Genomic DNA, 17,068 nt, shown 5'->3' on the forward strand with positions numbered 1-17,068 from the left:
GTTCAAATGTGGGAGGGGCTGTGCGACGATTCGACTTGCCCCCGATCCGCCGCAGGCGGCCATTCACCTACTCCCTGGGGATCAGCGCACCCGGCACCTGGATAACCCGGCTCGCCAGCCGATGCCCGGCCAAAGCGGCCTCCTGCGGCGAACCACCCTTGAGCCGACTGGCCAGGTACGCCGCGCTGAATGAATCCCCCGCCGCCGTGGTGTCCACCACCTTCTCCACCTTCAATGCCGGCACAACAAAGCGCTCGCCGTCGCAACGAATCAAACACGCATCCGCACCGCGCTTGAGCACCACTTCCGCAATCGCCGGGTACGCCGCGAACACCTGTTCGCTGTCGGCATAACCAAACAACGCGCGTTCGTCATCTTCGGTCAGCAAGGCGATATCCACCTCGGCCAGTACTGTGCGATAAGCCTCACGGGCAACGTCCACCGTGGCCCACAGTCGCGGCCGGTAGTTGTTGTCGAACACCACTGCGCCGCCACGCCGGCGGGTTTCGATCAGCACTTCGAGCAAGCGCTGGCGCCCGACTTCACCCAGCACCGCCAGGGTAATGCCGCTGAAATACACCACGTTGTAGTCCGGCAATGCCGCCAGGATCGGTACGGCCGCCGGCGTGGTAAAGCAGTCACGCACGGCCGCTTCGTTGCGCCAGTAGAGGAATTTGCGTTCGCCGTTGGCATCGGTCTGGATGCAGTACAAACCCGGTAAGCGTCCGGGCAAGCGCTGGACCTTACTCAGCCCCAGACCTTCTTCGGCCCAGTGCGCACACATGGCGTCGCTGAAGCTGTCATCGCCCAGGGCGGTGACATAGTCCACCGTGCCGATATCCTCCAGCTCACGGCGCAGGTACACCGCCGCGTTCAGGGTGTCGCCACCGAAGCTCTGTTGCAGGCTGCCGTCGGCGCGGTGTTGCAGTTCGATCATGCATTCGCCGATCAGGGCGATGCGGGGATGGGTGGTGGTCATGGCTTTACACTCAGAAACGGGTTTCCAGGGACTCAATCACCTGCAACTGCTCATCCACCAGGCAACCGACCTGCCACTTGTCGAAGGTCAGGCAAGGGTGCGAGGTGCCAAAGGAAATGATGTCGCCGATGCGCAGCTCTACCCCCGGCGCTATGGTCATGAAGGCGTGCTGGTCCATCACGGCGGTGACGGTGCAGGCGCTCACGTCATCGCCTTCGGCGGTCAGGATCCCGGCGCGGTAACGCTTGAGCGGCACCGGCAACCCGGCGTCGTAGGCCACGTCGCGCTTGCCCAGGGCGATCACCGCAAAACCCGGCTCAGGCAACGACTGCACATGGGCCCAGACTTCCAGGGCCGGGCGCAGGCCTTCATGCAGGTCGCTGCGGCGGTCGAGCACGCAGCATTGCGCCGCTTTGTAGATGCCATGGTCGTGGGCCACGTAGCTGCCGGGGCGCAATACGCTGAGGAAACGGCCGGCGGCGTTTTGCGTTTCGAAGGACTCGGCGATCAGGTCATACCAGGCCGAGCCCGACGCGGTGATGATGGGCTTGGGCAGGTCGAAGGAGCCATTGTTTTGCAGGTCCACGGCCAGGCGCACCAGGCTCGCGGCGAAGTCGCGGATGCCACTGATGGCGTGCTCGCCGTGAATCACTCCTTCGTAGCCTTCAATCCCGGTGAGCGCCAGGGCCGGCTGGGCCTTGATCGCCTTGGCCAGATCGCGCACCTCCTGCTCGCTGCGGCAACCGCAACGGCCGCCGACCACGCCGTACTCGATCATCACGTTGAGGCGCAGGCCACGAGCGGCGAAGAACAGCCCCAGGTCAGCGACGTTGTCCGGATGGTCGACCATGCAGTGGAAGTCAAAATCCTTGTCGGCCAACAGGTCGGCAATCAACGCCATGTTCGGCGCCCCCACCAGTTGGTTGGCCATCAGCACACGGCGCACGCCACCGGCATACGCGGCGCGGGTCTGCACTGCGTTGGCCAGGGTGATGCCCCAGGCACCTTGGGCGATCTGGCGCTGGAACAGCGCGGGCATCATGCTGGTTTTGCCATGGGGCGCGAGTTCGGCGCCGCTGTTGCTGACGAAATCCTGCATCCAGCGAATGTTGTGCTCCAGGGCGTCGCGGTGCAGCACCAGGGCAGGCAGGCTGACGTCACGGACCAGGTAGGCACCGACCGCGGCGGCGCCCTTTTCAACGGCATTGATGGCAGACATGAAATGCTCCTATTCGTTGATGCGACGGGCCAGGTTGTTGGCGCTGTCGATCAGCACCCGGCGATAGTCGTTGTAGTTTTTGCTCGCATCGGCCCGTGGGGCGACGATGCACAGCGTCGCAATGCTGACGCCCTGCGCGTCCCGGACCGGGGCGGCAAAGCAGTGGGTAAAGGTGTCAGCCACGCTGTCGAAGGAAAAGAACCCGTCGAGGGTGGCCTGGCGGATTTGCGCGAGGAAGGTCTCCAGCGGCAGGCGCTGGCCATCCGGCAGGATAAAGTCGTCGTGGTCGATCAGGTCGATGATCTGCTGGTCGCTCAAGTGCCCCAGCAACAGGCGCCCGGAGGCTGTCCACGGAATGGGCGCGTTTTCACCGATGTCCGAGGAAATACGGAAATGCCGCTCGCCTTCGCGCATCAGCGCCACCGTGTATTTGCGCCCGTTAAGCAGGCACATCTGCGCGGTCTCGTGGGTTTGGCTGACGATCTCCTGCAAAGCATGGTCGGCCTCGCGGGTCAGGTCGAAATGGCGTAGATGCGCCTGGCCGAGGAAGTACAGCTGACGGCCGAGGTAGACGTGACCGTCTTTGCCCACGGTTTCGAGGATGCGCCGCTCAAGCAGGGACGCAACCAGTTCGTAGACCGTGGATTTGGGGCTGCCGATGCCGCTGGCAATATCATTCGGGCGCAGGGGCTGGCCGATTTCCTTGAGAAAATCGAGGATATCGAATGCACGGTCCAGGCCTTTGGCGCGGCGTTTGATGGTGTCTTCGGTCATGGCAGTGTCTGGTCCCGTCAAAATGCTATGGTCTGGCAGAGATCCCCTGTGGGAGGGGGCTTGCCCCCTCCCACATTGAACCTGTTGTGGTCTCAAGATCCGGGCAATTTAGCCCTTTTTCTTGTAGGCCACGCAATCAATCTCGACCTTGCAATCCACCATCATGTTGGCCTGCACACAGGCCCGCGCCGGGGCGTGTTCCGGGGTGAAGTATTCGCCGAAGACCTTGTTGAAACTCCAGAAGTCCCGCGGGTCTTCCAGCCACACGCCCACCCGCACCACGTCTTTCAACTCGTAGCCGGCTTCTTCGAGGATTGCCACCACATTGCGCATGGTCTGCCGGGTTTGCTCGATGATCCCGCCGGTGATGATTTCGCCGTCCACCGCAGGCACTTGGCCCGAGACGTACAACCAACCGTCCGCTTCCACCGCGCGGGCGAAGGGACGAGGCTGGCCACCGCCGGCAGTACTGCCGGCACCGTAACGAGTGATGCTCATAAAAATATGCTCCTGATTAAAAACGAATGTTCTTGAGAAATTCCGCCAGGCGCGGCGATTGCGGCCGCTCGAAGATGTCCTTCGACGAGCCCTGCTCTTCAATCCGGCCCTGGTTCATAAAGACGATCTTGTCCGAGACTTCATAGGCAAAGCGCATTTCGTGGGTGACCAGCAACATGGTCATGCCCTCCTCTGCCAGGCCCTTGATCACGCTGAGCACTTCGCCTACCAGTTCCGGGTCGAGGGCCGAGGTGACTTCGTCGAACAGCATCAGGCTGGGGTTCATCGCAATGGCGCGGGCAATCGCTACACGCTGCTGTTGGCCGCCGGACAACTGGCCCGGGAAGTGATTGCGGCGCTCCAAAAGTCCTACACGGTCCAACCATTTTTCCGCGAGTGCCACCGCCTCGTCCTTAGGCATTTTCTTAACTTTCAATAAGCCCAGAGTCACGTTCTGCAACGCGCTCAAATGCGGGAACAGGTTGAACTGCTGGAACGCCATGCCGGTCATCGCTCGGTGCTGTGCGATCACGCGCTCGGGGTGACGCACGCGCTTGCCGCCGATGTCGCTGTAGCCGATGGACTCGCCATCCAGGGTGATCTGCCCGCCCTGGAATTCTTCCAGCAAGTTGACGCAACGCAACAGGGTGGTCTTGCCCGAGCCGCTGGAGCCGATCAACGTCACCACGTTGCCGCGCTGCATGGACAGGTCGACGCCCTTGAGCACTTCGACCTCGCCGTATTGTTTACGCAGGCCGCGGATATTCAGCAGCGGCTCGGTTGTTTGAGGTTGGTTCATGGCAAGGCCACCCGCTTTTCAATGTAGCGCCCGAATAACTCGATGGCGTAGTTGATGACAAAGAACAGAAACCCGGCGAACAGGTAGAACTCCAGGGTCATGAAGGTACGTGCGATCACCTGCTGGGTACTCAGCAGCAATTCAGCGACGCCGATCACCGAGAGCAAGGTCGAGGCCTTGACGATTTCCGTCGAGGAATTGACCCAGGTCGGCAGGATCTGCCGCAACGCCTGGGGCAACAACACGTAGGCCAGGGACTGCTGGAACGTCAGGCCAATCGCCTTGCCCGCTTCCAGTTGCCCCCGGGGAATGGCTTGCAGCGCACCGCGCACGATTTCCGAGACGTGGGAGCCGCAGAACAGCGTAAGCCCGACGGCGCCGGCCTGGAACGCGGTGATCTTCCAGCCCAGGGCCGGCAGCATGTAGAAACACGCCAACACCAGCACAAACACCGGGGTGCCACGGATCAGGTCGACATACAGGCGAAACGGCGCACGCATCCAGAATTTGCCGTAGGTCAACACCAGCCCGGCGAATATGCCAATCAGGGTGCCAAAGATAATCGCCAGCGCCGAGCAATAAATGCTGGTCTGAAACCCCGCCCAGAGGGTATCCCGGGCGATCCACAACTCATGCAGCCAGCTGGGGGACTCGTACATGGAAACTCTCCTTAACGACGGATCGCCAGACGCTGTTCCAGGTAACGGAGCAGCATGGCAATGAGGTAACAGGCCGCCACGTAGAGCGCGGTCGTGACCAGCCAGGTTTCAATCACCCGGTAGCTTTCGACGTTGATCTTGCGGGCGTAATAGGTCAGCTCGGGCACCGCGATAGCGGCGGCCAGGGAGGTGTCCTTGAACAGCGAGATAAAGTTGTTCGACAGCGCGGGCAGCACGTTACGCAGCATCACCGGCACGGTGATATAGGCGCGGATCCGCCATTCGCCGAGGCCGATGGCCAGCCCTGCTTCGCGCAAGCCCTTGGGAATATTCAACAGCCCGGCGCGGAACACTTCGGTCAGGTAGGCACCGGCGTAAAGCGACAAGGTGATGATGAACGAGGGAATCTTGTCCAGGCGGATGCCGAGGCTGGGCAAGGCGAAGTAGATCAACAGGATCAGCACCAGGATCGGCGTATTGCGGATCACCGTCACATACACCGAGGCGAAGATGCGCAACGCGCGGTGTTTGGACAACATGGCAAACGCCATCAACAGGCCGATCACGCAGCCGATGGCGATCGACAGCAATGCCAGTTGCAGGCCCAGACCGAGCCCCGCCAGCAAGGTGTCGAAATCACGCCACACGGCGGCAAAGTTCAACTGATAGTTCATGGTCAGCAGTACCTGATGGGGGCGCCGTTGACGGCGCCCCGGTTTTCACGAATCACTTGAACTCGACGGGGAAACCAATCGCAGGCTCCGGCAGGTCCACACCAAACCACTGCTTGAACGAGGCTTTGTAGGTGGGGAACTCCACACCGGTCATGGCTTCATGCAGCGCGGTGTTGACGAAGTTCAGCCAATCCTGGTCGCCACGCTTGACCGCGCACGCGTAGGTTTGCGGGCTCCAGGCGTAGGCAGGGCTGCGATAGCGGCCGGGGTTCTGCACCATCAGGTATTTGACCGAGGACTGGTCGGTGGCGGCGGCATCGGCGCGACCGGAGTTCACCGCCTGGTACATCAGGTCGACGCTGTCGTACTGGTCGACCTTGGCCTTGGGCAGTGCCTGGTGCACCAATTCCTCGGCGTAGACGTTCTGCAGTACAGCCACGGTGACGCCATCACCGGCCGCTTGCAGGTCTTCAATCTCTTTGTACTTGCTGTTGTTCGGCAGCAGCAGGCCCACGCCTTCGCGGTAGTACGGCAGGGTGAACGCCACTTGCTGCGCACGGCTGGCGGTGACGGTGATGAACTGGCAGCTCATGTCGACCTTGTCGGTCAGCAGGTTGGGAATGCGTGCGTCGGAGGACTGCACCACAAACTCGACCTTGCTCGGGTCGTTGAACAAGCCCTTGGCCACAATGCGGCCGATGTCGATATCAAACCCCTGCAACTTGCCATCCGCTCCCTGGAAGTGCCACGGCGCATTGGTACTGCCTGTACCCACGATCAGGTGCCCACGCTTGAGCACATCATCGAGCTTGCTGTCCGCCGCCTGCACGATGCCTGCGAGGGAAGCCGATGCGGCGAAGAGAAAAACACACGCTTTAAACACGGAAGGTCGGTGATGCATGACAAGCACTCCAGGAGTTGTGTATTCCGCTATACCGGAACTTAGTATGTAACAACGGAATATACAGCAGAAAGTGTGCCACACATGCCGGGTGAAACCTATGACCTCGATAAAGTGCTTAGTAATCAGACAGATAAATCGCGACCTGAGATGCGGCGTTGCGCCAGCACTTGCAAGCGGATTGCTACCCAAGGCCTCACAAGGAGGTGACAGCACGATTCAGTGCGTCACCGCCCCGTTACTACGCACATCGGCGGTGCACCCGCCCATGGAAAATCCGCAGTGCTGGACTAGTCTTTGGCACACGCCTCATGACAAGGACCGCACTCCGATGAAGTTCAGTCTCACCCTGGTTTTGCTGTGTTTTCTGGCGGCCGGCAGCGCGCAGGCCAGCAACGACCGCCGCGAATGCAAAGAAGAACTGCGCAAGCTCAAAGCAGCGTTCGACACCAACTACACCAGCCAGAATCACCATGGCTATCGCCGCGCCAAGGCGTCCAGCGACAATGAGGAATACCGCAAATGCGCGAGCCAGGCCCGCAAGGCGCGCGAACGTGCGGAGCGTGATGCCAACCTGTAAAGGTTGACAGTAGACGATGGCGGTCCCCGGGCTTAGCGTTGGCAAAAGCCTGCACGGCTCACAGGGAGATGATCATGGGGATTGCCACCGCAACCATTGCCAATGCCGAAGACTACCGGCGCGTGCTGAGCACTTCACGCCCGGTGTTCATGCTGTTCATCTCAGCTCACTGCCCGGCCTGCGGGGTAGCCGGGCCGCTGTTTGAGCAGATTGCCGGTAAGTACCGATCGGTGATGAGCCTGGTACTCGATTGCGCGGAAACGCCGAGGCACCCAGAGGTTACAGGTACCCCGACGCTACTGATCTTCCAGAACGGCACCTTGATGGAAACATTCAAAGGTTTCGGGCCGGAGGAGCAGCAAGCGCAGTTTGTGGAGGAAACCTTCAGGCGTTATGCACGCCGCAAGGGTGCAAAATCACCTGCGTCACCCGCCGCTCCTCTACCGCCGCCACCGTCAGGCGCCAGCCCTCATGCTCCAGGCCATCACCCACCACTGGCAGGCGGTCGAGCAGGCTCATCACCAGACCGGCCAGCGTCTGGTAGTCCTCGGTCGCAACAGCCTTGAAGCCGGTACGTTGACGAATCTGGGTGAGGTTCAAGGCGCCATTGGCACGGAAGCCAGGGCCCTCCTCGACAATATCCGGCCCTTCGATTTCACTGGCGTCCGGCAATTCACCGGCGATGGATTCCAGAATGTCGGTCATGCTCAATACGCCCATGAAGTCACCGAATTCGTTGATCACGAAGGCGATATGGGTCGACTCCTGGCGCATCTGCTCCAGGGCATTGAGGATCGAAAAGCTCTCCAGCAGGTTGATCGCCCGACGCGCGAGGTGCTCCAGGTTCGGCTCGTTGCCGGCCAGGTACTCCTTGAGCAATTCCTTCTTGTGCACGAAGCCCAGCGGCTCGTCCACGGCACCGTTACGGATCAACGGCAGGCGTGAGTAGGACGAGTGCATCAGTTTCAAGCGAATCGTATCGGGATCGTCTGCCAGGTCGATAAAGTCGACGTTGGCCCGCGGCGTCATCAAGGTGCGAATCGGCCGCTCAGCCAGTTGCAGCACACCACTGATCATCACCCGCTCACGTCGGTCGAACAGCGGACCTTGCGCAGCATCCGTCTCGCCCAACAGGTCAGCCACCTCTTCACCCACTTCTTCCACCGCCAGGCTGCGACCGCCAAGCAAGCGCATCACCGCATGGGCTGTACGCTCACGTACCGGCAACACACCCTGGGCAGACTTCTTGCGACGAGCGCGGGCAATCTGGTTGAACACCTCGATCAGGATCGAGAAACCGATGGCCGCGTACAGGTAGCCCTTCGGAATATGGAAACCCAGTCCTTCGGCGGTCAGGGCGAAACCGATCATCATCAGGAAGCCCAGACACAGCATGATCACCGTCGGGTGGGCGTTGACGAAGCGGGTCAGCGGCTTGCTCGCGACGATCATCAGGCCGATGGAAATGATCACGGCGATCATCATCACCGCCAACTCATCGACCATGCCCACGGCAGTAATGACCGCATCCAGAGAGAACACCGCGTCGAGCACCACGATCTGCGCCACGATTGGCCAGAACATGGCGTACGCCACATTGCCCGAGCGCTGGGCCACATGGCCTTCCAGGCGTTCGTGCAATTCCATGGTGGCCTTGAACAACAGGAACACACCGCCGAACAGCATGATCAGGTCACGGCCGGAGAAGCTCTTGTCGAACACCTCGAACAGCGGCTGGGTCAGGGTCACCAACCAGGAAATACTCGCCAGCAGGCCCAGGCGCATCAGCAACGCCAGGGACAAACCGATCAAGCGCGCACGGTCACGCTGCTCCGGCGGCAGCTTGTCCGCCAGGATCGCGATAAACACCAGGTTGTCGATGCCGAGCACCAGTTCCAGCACAATCAAGGTCAACAGGCCGAGCCAGGCCGTTGGATCCGCTAACCATTCCATTTATATAAGTCTCTCTACGGGTTTCAGAATGCCGGGCACGGCAAAGCGCGGTCAGTGGACCGGGACAAGGTTAGCAGTCGGAATACGGGATGTTTCAGCGGGAACGGCGACAGTGGATGTCTTGGGGAAAGACGACTGGGAGGCTCCGAGAGGATGTTCATGCAGGTCCTGAAATAACAAAAGGACTTGGATCCTACAGTCGAAACACAAACTTCATACAATATAAAAATGTTACCAAACCTGTCTTCGATCCCCACACAAAACGAGGTGGGAGGGGCTTGCCCTAATCCAGTCAGTTAAGGCTTTTTGTAGGAGCGAGCTTGCTCGCGAAAAACTCACAGGCGCCGCGTTCATTCAGGAAGCACGCGTTATCGTTGACGTTTTTCGCGAGCAAGCTCGCTCCTACAGGAGGCGATGTACGCTTAGCTGACTGGCAAGCGCCCGCCCACAGGTATGACCTATACCCCAAAGAGGGTTACCAGAACCGTTGCTGGGTCAGGCGGCTCCACCAGGTCAGCAGCACTCGGTCTACCGAGCCGCTGGCCGCCAGGCCCACCCGCTCCTGCAGGCTTTTACGCTCGGCATAGTGCAGGTGGAAGACCTCGGCGGTCTTGGCCTTGGTGGCCAGGTATTCGTCGCTGGTTTGCAGTTCGTCGACCAGTTGCTTATCCAGCGCTGCAACGCCCAGCCACACCTCTCCGGTCGCTACGTCGTCAATCGCCAGCTGTGGGCGATAACGCGAGACGAAGTTCTTGAACAACTGATGGGTGATGTCCAGGTCTTCCTGGAACTTCTCGCGGCCCTTCTCGGTGTTTTCGCCAAACACCGTGAGGGTGCGTTTGTACTCGCCGGCGGTCAGCACTTCAAAGTCGATGTCGTGTTTTTTCAGCAGGCGGTTGACGTTGGGCAACTGCGCCACTACGCCAATCGAGCCAAGGATGGCAAACGGGGCGCTGATGATCTTCTCGCCGATGCACGCCATCATGTAGCCGCCGCTGGCCGCGACCTTGTCGATGCACACGGTCAACGGCACGCCCGCCTGGCGGATACGCGCCAGTTGCGACGACGCCAGGCCGTAGCTGTGGACCATGCCGCCGCCGCTTTCCAGGCGCAGCACCACTTCGTCCTTGGGCGTGGCCAGGCTCAGCAGGGCGGTGATTTCATGGCGCAGGCTCTCGGTGGCCGAGGCCTTGATATCGCCGTCGAAATCCAGCACGAACACCCGTGGCTTGGTTTCGGGCTTCTTCTTGCTGTTCTTCTTTTCGGCTTTGCTTTCGGACTTGCGCAGGGTCTTGAGCTGCTCTTTGTCGAGCAGGCTCGACTCAAGGCGCTCACGCAGGCCCTTATAGAAGTCATTGAGCTTGCTGACCTGCAGTTGCCCGGCGGCTTTGCGACGCCCTTTGCTGCGCAGTGCCGCGAAGCTGATCAGTACCACCAGAATAGCGATCACCAGGGTGACGGTCTTCGCCAGAAAGCTCGCGTATTCAGCCAAAAAATCCATGTGTCTCCTTAAACAATGCACGGCGCCAGGCGCGGATTGGCCAAGCATACCGACGGGATCGCCGGGCGACCAGTGCTCAAACCGCCAGCAGGTGCGCGCTCTAACGAGGTTTTAAAACAAGCGTATGTTTTTTCATTGACAGCTCCCTGGCATCCTCATAACCTCGCCAGACTTTCAACGTACCGGGAAAACGGACGTGGGCAGCATCTATCTGATTCGACATGGCCAGGCCTCCTTCGGTGCAGACGACTATGACGTCCTGTCGCCCGTCGGCGTGGAACAAGCGCAAGTGCTCGGTCGTCATCTGGCGGACATGGGCCTGGTGTTCGACCGCTGCATAGCCGGCGACCTGCGCCGCCAGCAGCACACGGCCACTGCCGCCTTCGATCAATACAGCACCCTCGGCCTGCCGGTGCCTGCATTGGAAACCGACAGCGCCTTCAACGAATTCGACGCCGACGCAATCATCCGCGCCCTGCTCCCCGACCTGCTCAGCAGCGAACCCGACGCCCTGGACATCCTGCGCAACGCTGCGCAAAACCGCAGCGAATTCCAACGCATTTTCGCCCTGATCATCGAACGCTGGCTGGCCGGCACCTATGACCCGCCGGGGTTGGAAAGCTGGCTGGGCTTCGTCGAGCGCGTCCAAGGAGGCCTGCAACGCATTCTTGAACTGGCGGACAACACACAGAAAATCGCCGTGTTCACTTCCGGCGGCACCATCACCGCCCTGCTCCACCTGATTACCCGGATGCCTGCCGCCCAGGCCTTCGAACTGAACTGGCAAATTGTTAACACCTCGCTCAACCAGCTGAAATTCCGCGGTCGCGAGGTGGCACTGGCTTCCTTCAACAGTCACACCCACTTGCAACTGTTGAAGGCGCCGCAACTCATCACCTTCCGATGAAGTGCGGCCAACCGTGACCCCAAGGTCACTGGACTCACCATAAAAGGATCGAAACCATGACTGACGTAGCTAAAGCCGTAGAAGCAATGAAAGCCAAATTCAACCCAAGCGCTGCTGAAGGCTTGGACCTGGTGTTCGGTTTCCGTATCGACGACACCAAGAACTTTTCCCTGGTGGTCAAAGACAAGACCTGCGAACTGCAAGAAGGCGAAAACCCGGACGCTCAAGTGACTCTGGTCATGGACAGCGAGACCCTGGAAGGCATCGTCGACGGTTCCACCGACGGCATGCAGGCCTTCATGGGCGGCAAGCTGCGCACCGAAGGCGACATGATGCTGGCCATGAAGCTGAGCGAACTGTTCCCTTCCTGATTCACGGGCAACCCTGAATCTCTGTGGGAGGGGGCTTGCTCCCGATAGCGGTGGGTCAGTCAACTGATGAAGCGACTGACCAACCGCCATCGGGAGCAAGCCCCCTCCCACAGAGATTCAGGGTTGCCCGTGAATCAGGAAGGGAACAGTTCGCTCAGCTTCATGGCCAGCATCATGTCGCCTTCGGTGCGCAGCTTGCCGCCCATGAAGGCCTGCATGCCGTCGGTGGAACCGTCGACGATGCCTTCCAGGGTCTCGCTGTCCATGACCAGAGTCACTTGAGCGTCCGGGTTTTCGCCTTCTTGCAGTTCGCAGGTCTTGTCTTTGACCACCAGGGAAAAGTTCTTGGTGTCGTCGATACGGAAACCGAACACCAGGTCCAAGCCTTCAGCAGCGCTTGGGTTGAATTTGGCTTTCATTGCTTCTACGGCTTTAGCTACGTCAGTCATGGTTTCGATCCTTTTATGGTGAGTCCAGTGACCTTGGGGTCACGGTTGGCCGCACTTCATCGGAAGGTGATGAGTTGCGGCGCCTTCAACAGTTGCAAGTGGGTGTGACTGTTGAAGGAAGCCAGTGCCACCTCGCGACCGCGGAATTTCAGCTGGTTGAGCGAGGTGTTAACAATTTGCCAGTTCAGTTCGAAGGCCTGGGCGGCAGGCATCCGGGTAATCAGGTGGAGCAGGGCGGTGATGGTGCCGCCGGAAGTGAACACGGCGATTTTCTGTGTGTTGTCCGCCAGTTCAAGAATGCGTTGCAGGCCTCCTTGGACGCGCTCGACGAAGCCCAGCCAGCTTTCCAACCCCGGCGGGTCATAGGTGCCGGCCAGCCAGCGTTCGATGATCAGGGCGAAAATGCGTTGGAATTCGCTGCGGTTTTGCGCAGCGTTGCGCAGGATGTCCAGGGCGTCGGGTTCGCTGCTGAGCAGGTCGGGGAGCAGGGCGCGGATGATTGCGTCGGCGTCGAATTCGTTGAAGGCGCTGTCGGTTTCCAATGCAGGCACCGGCAGGCCGAGGGTGCTGTATTGATCGAAGGCGGCAGTGGCCGTGTGCTGCTGGCGGCGCAGGTCGCCGGCTATGCAGCGGTCGAACACCAGGCCCATGTCCGCCAGATGACGACCGAGCACTTGCGCTTGTTCCACGCCGACGGGCGACAGGACGTCATAGTCGTCTGCACCGAAGGAGGCCTGGCCATGTCGAATCAGATAGATGCTGCCCACGTCCGTTTTCCCGGTACGTTGAAAGTCTGGCGAGGTTATGAGGATGCCAGGGAGCTGTCAATGAAAAAACATACGCTTGTTTTAAAACCTCGTTAGAGCGCGCACCTGCTGGCGGTTTGAGCACTGGTCGCCCGGCGATCCCGTCGGTATGCTTGGCCAATCCGCGCCTGGCGCCGTGCATTGTTTAAGGAGACACATGGATTTTTTGGCTGAATACGCGAGCTTTCTGGCGAAGACCGTCACCCTGGTGATCGCTATTCTGGTGGTACTGATCAGCTTCGCGGCACTGCGCAGCAAAGGGCGTCGCAAAGCCGCCGGGCAACTGCAGGTCAGCAAGCTCAATGACTTCTATAAGGGCCTGCGTGAGCGCCTTGAGTCGAGCCTGCTCGACAAAGAGCAGCTCAAGACCCTGCGCAAGTCCGAAAGCAAAGCCGAAAAGAAGAACAGCAAGAAGAAGCCCGAAACCAAGCCACGGGTGTTCGTGCTGGATTTCGACGGCGATATCAAGGCCTCGGCCACCGAGAGCCTGCGCCATGAAATCACCGCCCTGCTGAGCCTGGCCACGCCCAAGGACGAAGTGGTGCTGCGCCTGGAAAGCGGCGGCGGCATGGTCCACAGCTACGGCCTGGCGTCGTCGCAACTGGCGCGTATCCGCCAGGCGGGCGTGCCGTTGACCGTGTGCATCGACAAGGTCGCGGCCAGCGGCGGCTACATGATGGCGTGCATCGGCGAGAAGATCATCAGCGCCCCGTTTGCCATCCTTGGCTCGATTGGCGTAGTGGCGCAGTTGCCCAACGTCAACCGCCTGCTGAAAAAACACGACATCGACTTTGAAGTGCTGACCGCCGGCGAGTACAAACGCACCCTCACGGTGTTTGGCGAAAACACCGAGAAGGGCCGCGAGAAGTTCCAGGAAGACCTGGACATCACCCATCAGTTGTTCAAGAACTTCGTCTCGCGTTATCGCCCACAGCTGGCGATTGACGACGTAGCGACCGGAGAGGTGTGGCTGGGCGTTGCAGCGCTGGATAAGCAACTGGTCGACGAACTGCAAACCAGCGACGAATACCTGGCCACCAAGGCCAAGACCGCCGAGGTCTTCCACCTGCACTATGCCGAGCGTAAAAGCCTGCAGGAGCGGGTGGGCCTGGCGGCCAGCGGCTCGGTAGACCGAGTGCTGCTGACCTGGTGGAGCCGCCTGACCCAGCAACGGTTCTGGTAACCCTCTTTGGGGTATAGGTCATACCTGTGGGCGGGCGCTTGCCAGTCAGCTAAGCGTACATCGCCTCCTGTAGGAGCGAGCTTGCTCGCGAAAAACGTCAACGATAACGCGTGCTTCCTGAATGAACGCGGCGCCTGTGAGTTTTTCGCGAGCAAGCTCGCTCCTACAAAAAGCCTTAACTGACTGGATTAGGGCAAGCCCCTCCCACCTCGTTTTGTGTGGGGATCGAAGACAGGTTTGGTAACATTTTTATATTGTATGAAGTTTGTGTTTCGACTGTAGGATCCAAGTCCTTTTGTTATTTCAGGACCTGCATGAACATCCTCTCGGAGCCTCCCAGTCGTCTTTCCCCAAGACATCCACTGTCGCCGTTCCCGCTGAAACATCCCGTATTCCGACTGCTAACCTTGTCCCGGTCCACTGACCGCGCTTTGCCGTGCCCGGCATTCTGAAACCCGTAGAGAGACTTATATAAATGGAATGGTTAGCGGATCCAACGGCCTGGCTCGGCCTGTTGACCTTGATTGTGCTGGAACTGGTGCTCGGCATCGACAACCTGGTGTTTATCGCGATCCTGGCGGACAAGCTGCCGCCGGAGCAGCGTGACCGTGCGCGCTTGATCGGTTTGTCCCTGGCGTTGCTGATGCGCCTGGGCCTGCTGGCGAGTATTTCCTGGTTGGTGACCCTGACCCAGCCGCTGTTCGAGGTGTTCGACAAGAGCTTCTCCGGCCGTGACCTGATCATGCTGTTCGGCGGTGTGTTCCTGTTGTTCAAGGCCACCATGGAATTGCACGAACGCCTGGAAGGCCATGTGGCCCAGCGCTCGGGCAATGTGGCGTACGCCATGTTCTGGCCAATCGTGGCGCAGATCGTGGTGCTCGACGCGGTGTTCTCTCTGGATGCGGTCATTACTGCCGTGGGCATGGTCGATGAGTTGGCGGTGATGATGATCGCCGTGATCATTTCCATCGGCCTGATGATCGTCGCGAGCAAGCCGCTGACCCGCTTCGTCAACGCCCACCCGACGGTGATCATGCTGTGTCTGGGCTTCCTGATGATGATCGGTTTCGCCCTGACCGCCGAAGGACTGGGTTTCCATATTCCGAAGGGCTACCTGTACGCGGCCATCGGTTTCTCGATCCTGATCGAGGTGTTCAACCAGATTGCCCGCGCTCGTCGCAAGAAGTCTGCCCAGGGTGTGTTGCCGGTACGTGAGCGTACAGCCCATGCGGTGATGCGCTTGCTTGGCGGTCGCAGCCTGGCGGTGGAAGAAGTGGGTGAAGAGGTGGCTGACCTGTTGGGCGAGACGGATGCTGCGCAAGGTCCGCTGTTCGACCGACGTGAGCGGGTGATGATCAGTGGTGTGCTGCAACTGGCTGAGCGGCCGATTCGCACCTTGATGACGCCGCGGGCCAACGTCGACTTTATCGACCTGGCAGACGATCCCGATACGATTCGCTTGAAACTGATGCACTCGTCCTACTCACGCCTGCCGTTGATCCGTAACGGTGCCGTGGACGAGCCGCTGGGCTTCGTGCACAAGAAGGAATTGCTCAAGGAGTACCTGGCCGGCAACGAGCCGAACCTGGAGCACCTCGCGCGTCGGGCGATCAACCTGCTGGAGAGCTTTTCGATCCTCAATGCCCTGGAGCAGATGCGCCAGGAGTCGACCCATATCGCCTTCGTGATCAACGAATTCGGTGACTTCATGGGCGTATTGAGCATGACCGACATTCTGGAATCCATCGCCGGTGAATTGCCGGACGCCAGTGAAATCGAAGGGCCGGATATTGTCGAGGAGGGCCCTGGCTTCCGTGCCAATGGCGCCTTGAACCTCACCCAGATTCGTCAACGTACCGGCTTCAAGGCTGTTGCGACCGAGGACTACCAGACGCTGGCCGGTCTGGTGATGAGCCTGCTCGACCGCCTGCCAGTGGTGGGTGATGGCCTGGAGCATGAGGGCTGGCGCCTGACGGTGGCGGCGGTAGAGGAGCGGCGGGTGACGCAGGTGATTTTGCACCCTTGCGGCGTGCATAACGCCTGAAGGTTTCCTCCACAAACTGCGCTTGCTGCTCCTCCGGCCCGAAACCTTTGAATGTTTCCATCAAGGTGCCGTTCTGGAAGATCAGTAGCGTCGGGGTACCTGTAACCTCTGGGTGCCTCGGCGTTTCCGCGCAATCGAGTACCAGGCTCATCACCGATCGGTACTTACCGGCAATCTGCTCAAACAGCGGCCCGGCTACCCCGCAGGCCGGGCAGTGAGCTGAGATGAACAGCATGAACACCGGGCGTGAAGTGCTCAGCACGCGCCGGTAGTCTTCGGCATTGGCAATGGTTGCGGTGGCAATCCCCATGATCATCTCCCTGTGAGCCGTGCAGGCTTTTGCCAACGCTAAGCCCGGGGACCGCCATCGTCTACTGTCAACCTTTACAGGTTGGCATCACGCTCCGCACGTTCGCGCGCCTTGCGGGCCTGGCTCGCGCATTTGCGGTATTCCTCATTGTCGCTGGACGCCTTGGCGCGGCGATAGCCATGGTGATTCTGGCTGGTGTAGTTGGTGTCGAACGCTGCTTTGAGCTTGCGCAGTTCTTCTTTGCATTCGCGGCGGTCGTTGCTGGCCTGCGCGCTGCCGGCCGCCAGAAAACACAGCAAAACCAGGGTGAGACTGAACTTCATCGGAGTGCGGTCCTTGTCATGAGGCGTGTGCCAAAGACTAGTCCAGCACTGCGGATTTTCCATGGGCGGGTGCACCGCCGATGTGCGTAGTAACGGGGCGGTGACGCACTGAATCGTGCTGTCACCTCCTTGTGAGGC

18 protein-coding genes and 2 pseudogenes are annotated in these 17,068 nt (G+C 60.0%); 6 read left to right on the forward strand and 14 right to left on the reverse strand.

The window, feature by feature from the left end:
* Nucleotides 1-67 precede the first annotated feature (67 nt).
* The 8 genes from J1G35_RS24600 to J1G35_RS24635 all read right to left on the reverse strand — a co-directional run bounded on the left by J1G35_RS24600 (nt 68) and on the right by J1G35_RS24635 (nt 6,503).
* Nucleotides 68-979 (reverse strand): sugar kinase, encoded by a 912-nt coding sequence (locus J1G35_RS24600; RefSeq protein WP_223016264.1) that lies wholly within the window; start codon nt 977-979, stop codon nt 68-70.
* A 10-nt stretch (nt 980-989) separates the two neighbouring features.
* Nucleotides 990-2,198 (reverse strand): amino acid deaminase, encoded by a 1,209-nt coding sequence (locus J1G35_RS24605; RefSeq protein WP_053128286.1) that lies wholly within the window; start codon nt 2,196-2,198, stop codon nt 990-992.
* 9 nt (nt 2,199-2,207) lie between these two features.
* Nucleotides 2,208-2,972: an IclR family transcriptional regulator gene (locus J1G35_RS24610; protein ID WP_053128357.1), complete on the reverse strand. Its 765-nt coding sequence runs from the start codon at nt 2,970-2,972 to the stop codon at nt 2,208-2,210.
* A 108-nt stretch (nt 2,973-3,080) separates the two neighbouring features.
* Nucleotides 3,081-3,470, reverse strand: coding sequence for a RidA family protein (locus tag J1G35_RS24615; RefSeq protein ID WP_010210958.1), 390 nt, complete (start codon nt 3,468-3,470; stop codon nt 3,081-3,083).
* 16 nt (nt 3,471-3,486) lie between these two features.
* Nucleotides 3,487-4,269 (reverse strand): amino acid ABC transporter ATP-binding protein, encoded by a 783-nt coding sequence (locus J1G35_RS24620; RefSeq protein WP_053128284.1) that lies wholly within the window; start codon nt 4,267-4,269, stop codon nt 3,487-3,489.
* Nucleotides 4,266-4,928, reverse strand: a complete 663-nt coding sequence (locus tag J1G35_RS24625) for an amino acid ABC transporter permease (protein ID WP_223016265.1) — start codon at nt 4,926-4,928, stop codon at nt 4,266-4,268. Before J1G35_RS24625 ends, J1G35_RS24620 begins: the two co-directional genes overlap by 4 nt.
* Nucleotides 4,929-4,939: 11 nt before the next feature.
* Nucleotides 4,940-5,602: an amino acid ABC transporter permease gene (locus J1G35_RS24630; RefSeq protein ID WP_065878346.1), complete on the reverse strand. Its 663-nt coding sequence runs from the start codon at nt 5,600-5,602 to the stop codon at nt 4,940-4,942.
* A gap of 52 nt (nt 5,603-5,654) precedes the next feature.
* Nucleotides 5,655-6,503 (reverse strand): transporter substrate-binding domain-containing protein, encoded by an 849-nt coding sequence (locus J1G35_RS24635; protein ID WP_027608633.1) that lies wholly within the window; start codon nt 6,501-6,503, stop codon nt 5,655-5,657.
* Nucleotides 6,504-6,834: 331 nt separating this feature from the next.
* Here J1G35_RS24635 and J1G35_RS24640 point away from each other — a divergent pair, with 331 nt between their 5' ends.
* Together J1G35_RS24640 and J1G35_RS24645 are read left to right on the forward strand one after the other, a co-directional pair.
* Nucleotides 6,835-7,083 (forward strand): hypothetical protein, encoded by a 249-nt coding sequence (locus J1G35_RS24640; protein WP_053128278.1) that lies wholly within the window; start codon nt 6,835-6,837, stop codon nt 7,081-7,083.
* 74 nt (nt 7,084-7,157) lie between these two features.
* Nucleotides 7,158-7,448 (forward strand): annotated as a pseudogene (locus tag J1G35_RS24645) (thioredoxin family protein); the annotation flags it as partial.
* 19 nt (nt 7,449-7,467) lie between these two features.
* Here the strand turns inward: J1G35_RS24645 and J1G35_RS24650 are convergent.
* Nucleotides 7,468-9,036: a TerC family protein gene (locus tag J1G35_RS24650; RefSeq protein ID WP_223016266.1), complete on the reverse strand. Its 1,569-nt coding sequence runs from the start codon at nt 9,034-9,036 to the stop codon at nt 7,468-7,470.
* Nucleotides 9,037-9,511: 475 nt separating this feature from the next.
* Nucleotides 9,512-10,537, reverse strand: coding sequence for a protease SohB (gene sohB, locus J1G35_RS24655; RefSeq protein ID WP_223016267.1), 1,026 nt, complete (start codon nt 10,535-10,537; stop codon nt 9,512-9,514).
* 196 nt (nt 10,538-10,733) lie between these two features.
* On the opposite strand from sohB (J1G35_RS24655), the gene J1G35_RS24660 reads away from it, so the two are divergent.
* Nucleotides 10,734-11,444 (forward strand): histidine phosphatase family protein, encoded by a 711-nt coding sequence (locus J1G35_RS24660; RefSeq protein ID WP_223016268.1) that lies wholly within the window; start codon nt 10,734-10,736, stop codon nt 11,442-11,444.
* A 56-nt stretch (nt 11,445-11,500) separates the two neighbouring features.
* Nucleotides 11,501-11,815: an SCP2 sterol-binding domain-containing protein gene (locus J1G35_RS24665; RefSeq protein ID WP_005788868.1), complete on the forward strand. Its 315-nt coding sequence runs from the start codon at nt 11,501-11,503 to the stop codon at nt 11,813-11,815.
* 134 nt (nt 11,816-11,949) lie between these two features.
* On the opposite strand, the gene J1G35_RS24670 is transcribed toward J1G35_RS24665, so the two are convergent.
* Both J1G35_RS24670 and J1G35_RS24675 read right to left on the reverse strand, forming a co-directional pair.
* Nucleotides 11,950-12,264, reverse strand: a complete 315-nt coding sequence (locus tag J1G35_RS24670) for an SCP2 sterol-binding domain-containing protein (protein WP_005788868.1) — start codon at nt 12,262-12,264, stop codon at nt 11,950-11,952.
* Nucleotides 12,265-12,320: 56 nt separating this feature from the next.
* Nucleotides 12,321-13,031 (reverse strand): histidine phosphatase family protein, encoded by a 711-nt coding sequence (locus tag J1G35_RS24675; protein WP_223016268.1) that lies wholly within the window; start codon nt 13,029-13,031, stop codon nt 12,321-12,323.
* Nucleotides 13,032-13,227: 196 nt separating this feature from the next.
* Here J1G35_RS24675 and sohB (J1G35_RS24680) point away from each other — a divergent pair, with 196 nt between their 5' ends.
* Entirely contained in the window at nt 13,228-14,253 is a 1,026-nt protein-coding gene (gene sohB, locus J1G35_RS24680; protein WP_223016267.1) for a protease SohB, read from the forward strand.
* 475 nt (nt 14,254-14,728) lie between these two features.
* Nucleotides 14,729-16,297: a TerC family protein gene (locus tag J1G35_RS24685; protein WP_223016266.1), complete on the forward strand. Its 1,569-nt coding sequence runs from the start codon at nt 14,729-14,731 to the stop codon at nt 16,295-16,297.
* Nucleotides 16,298-16,316: 19 nt separating this feature from the next.
* Here the strand turns inward: J1G35_RS24685 and J1G35_RS24690 are convergent.
* Both J1G35_RS24690 and J1G35_RS24695 read right to left on the reverse strand, forming a co-directional pair.
* Nucleotides 16,317-16,613, reverse strand: a pseudogene (locus J1G35_RS24690) (thioredoxin family protein); the annotation flags it as partial.
* A 68-nt stretch (nt 16,614-16,681) separates the two neighbouring features.
* The gene (locus J1G35_RS24695) at nt 16,682-16,930 is read right to left on the reverse strand and encodes a hypothetical protein (RefSeq protein ID WP_053128278.1); all 249 of its coding nucleotides are present in this window, start codon (nt 16,928-16,930) and stop codon (nt 16,682-16,684) included.
* Between the last annotated feature and the right edge of the window lie 138 nt (nt 16,931-17,068).

Origin of the sequence: Pseudomonas sp. SH10-3B, from assembly GCF_019891415.1 — a bacterium.
Classification (GTDB): Bacteria; Pseudomonadota; Gammaproteobacteria; order Pseudomonadales; family Pseudomonadaceae; genus Aquipseudomonas.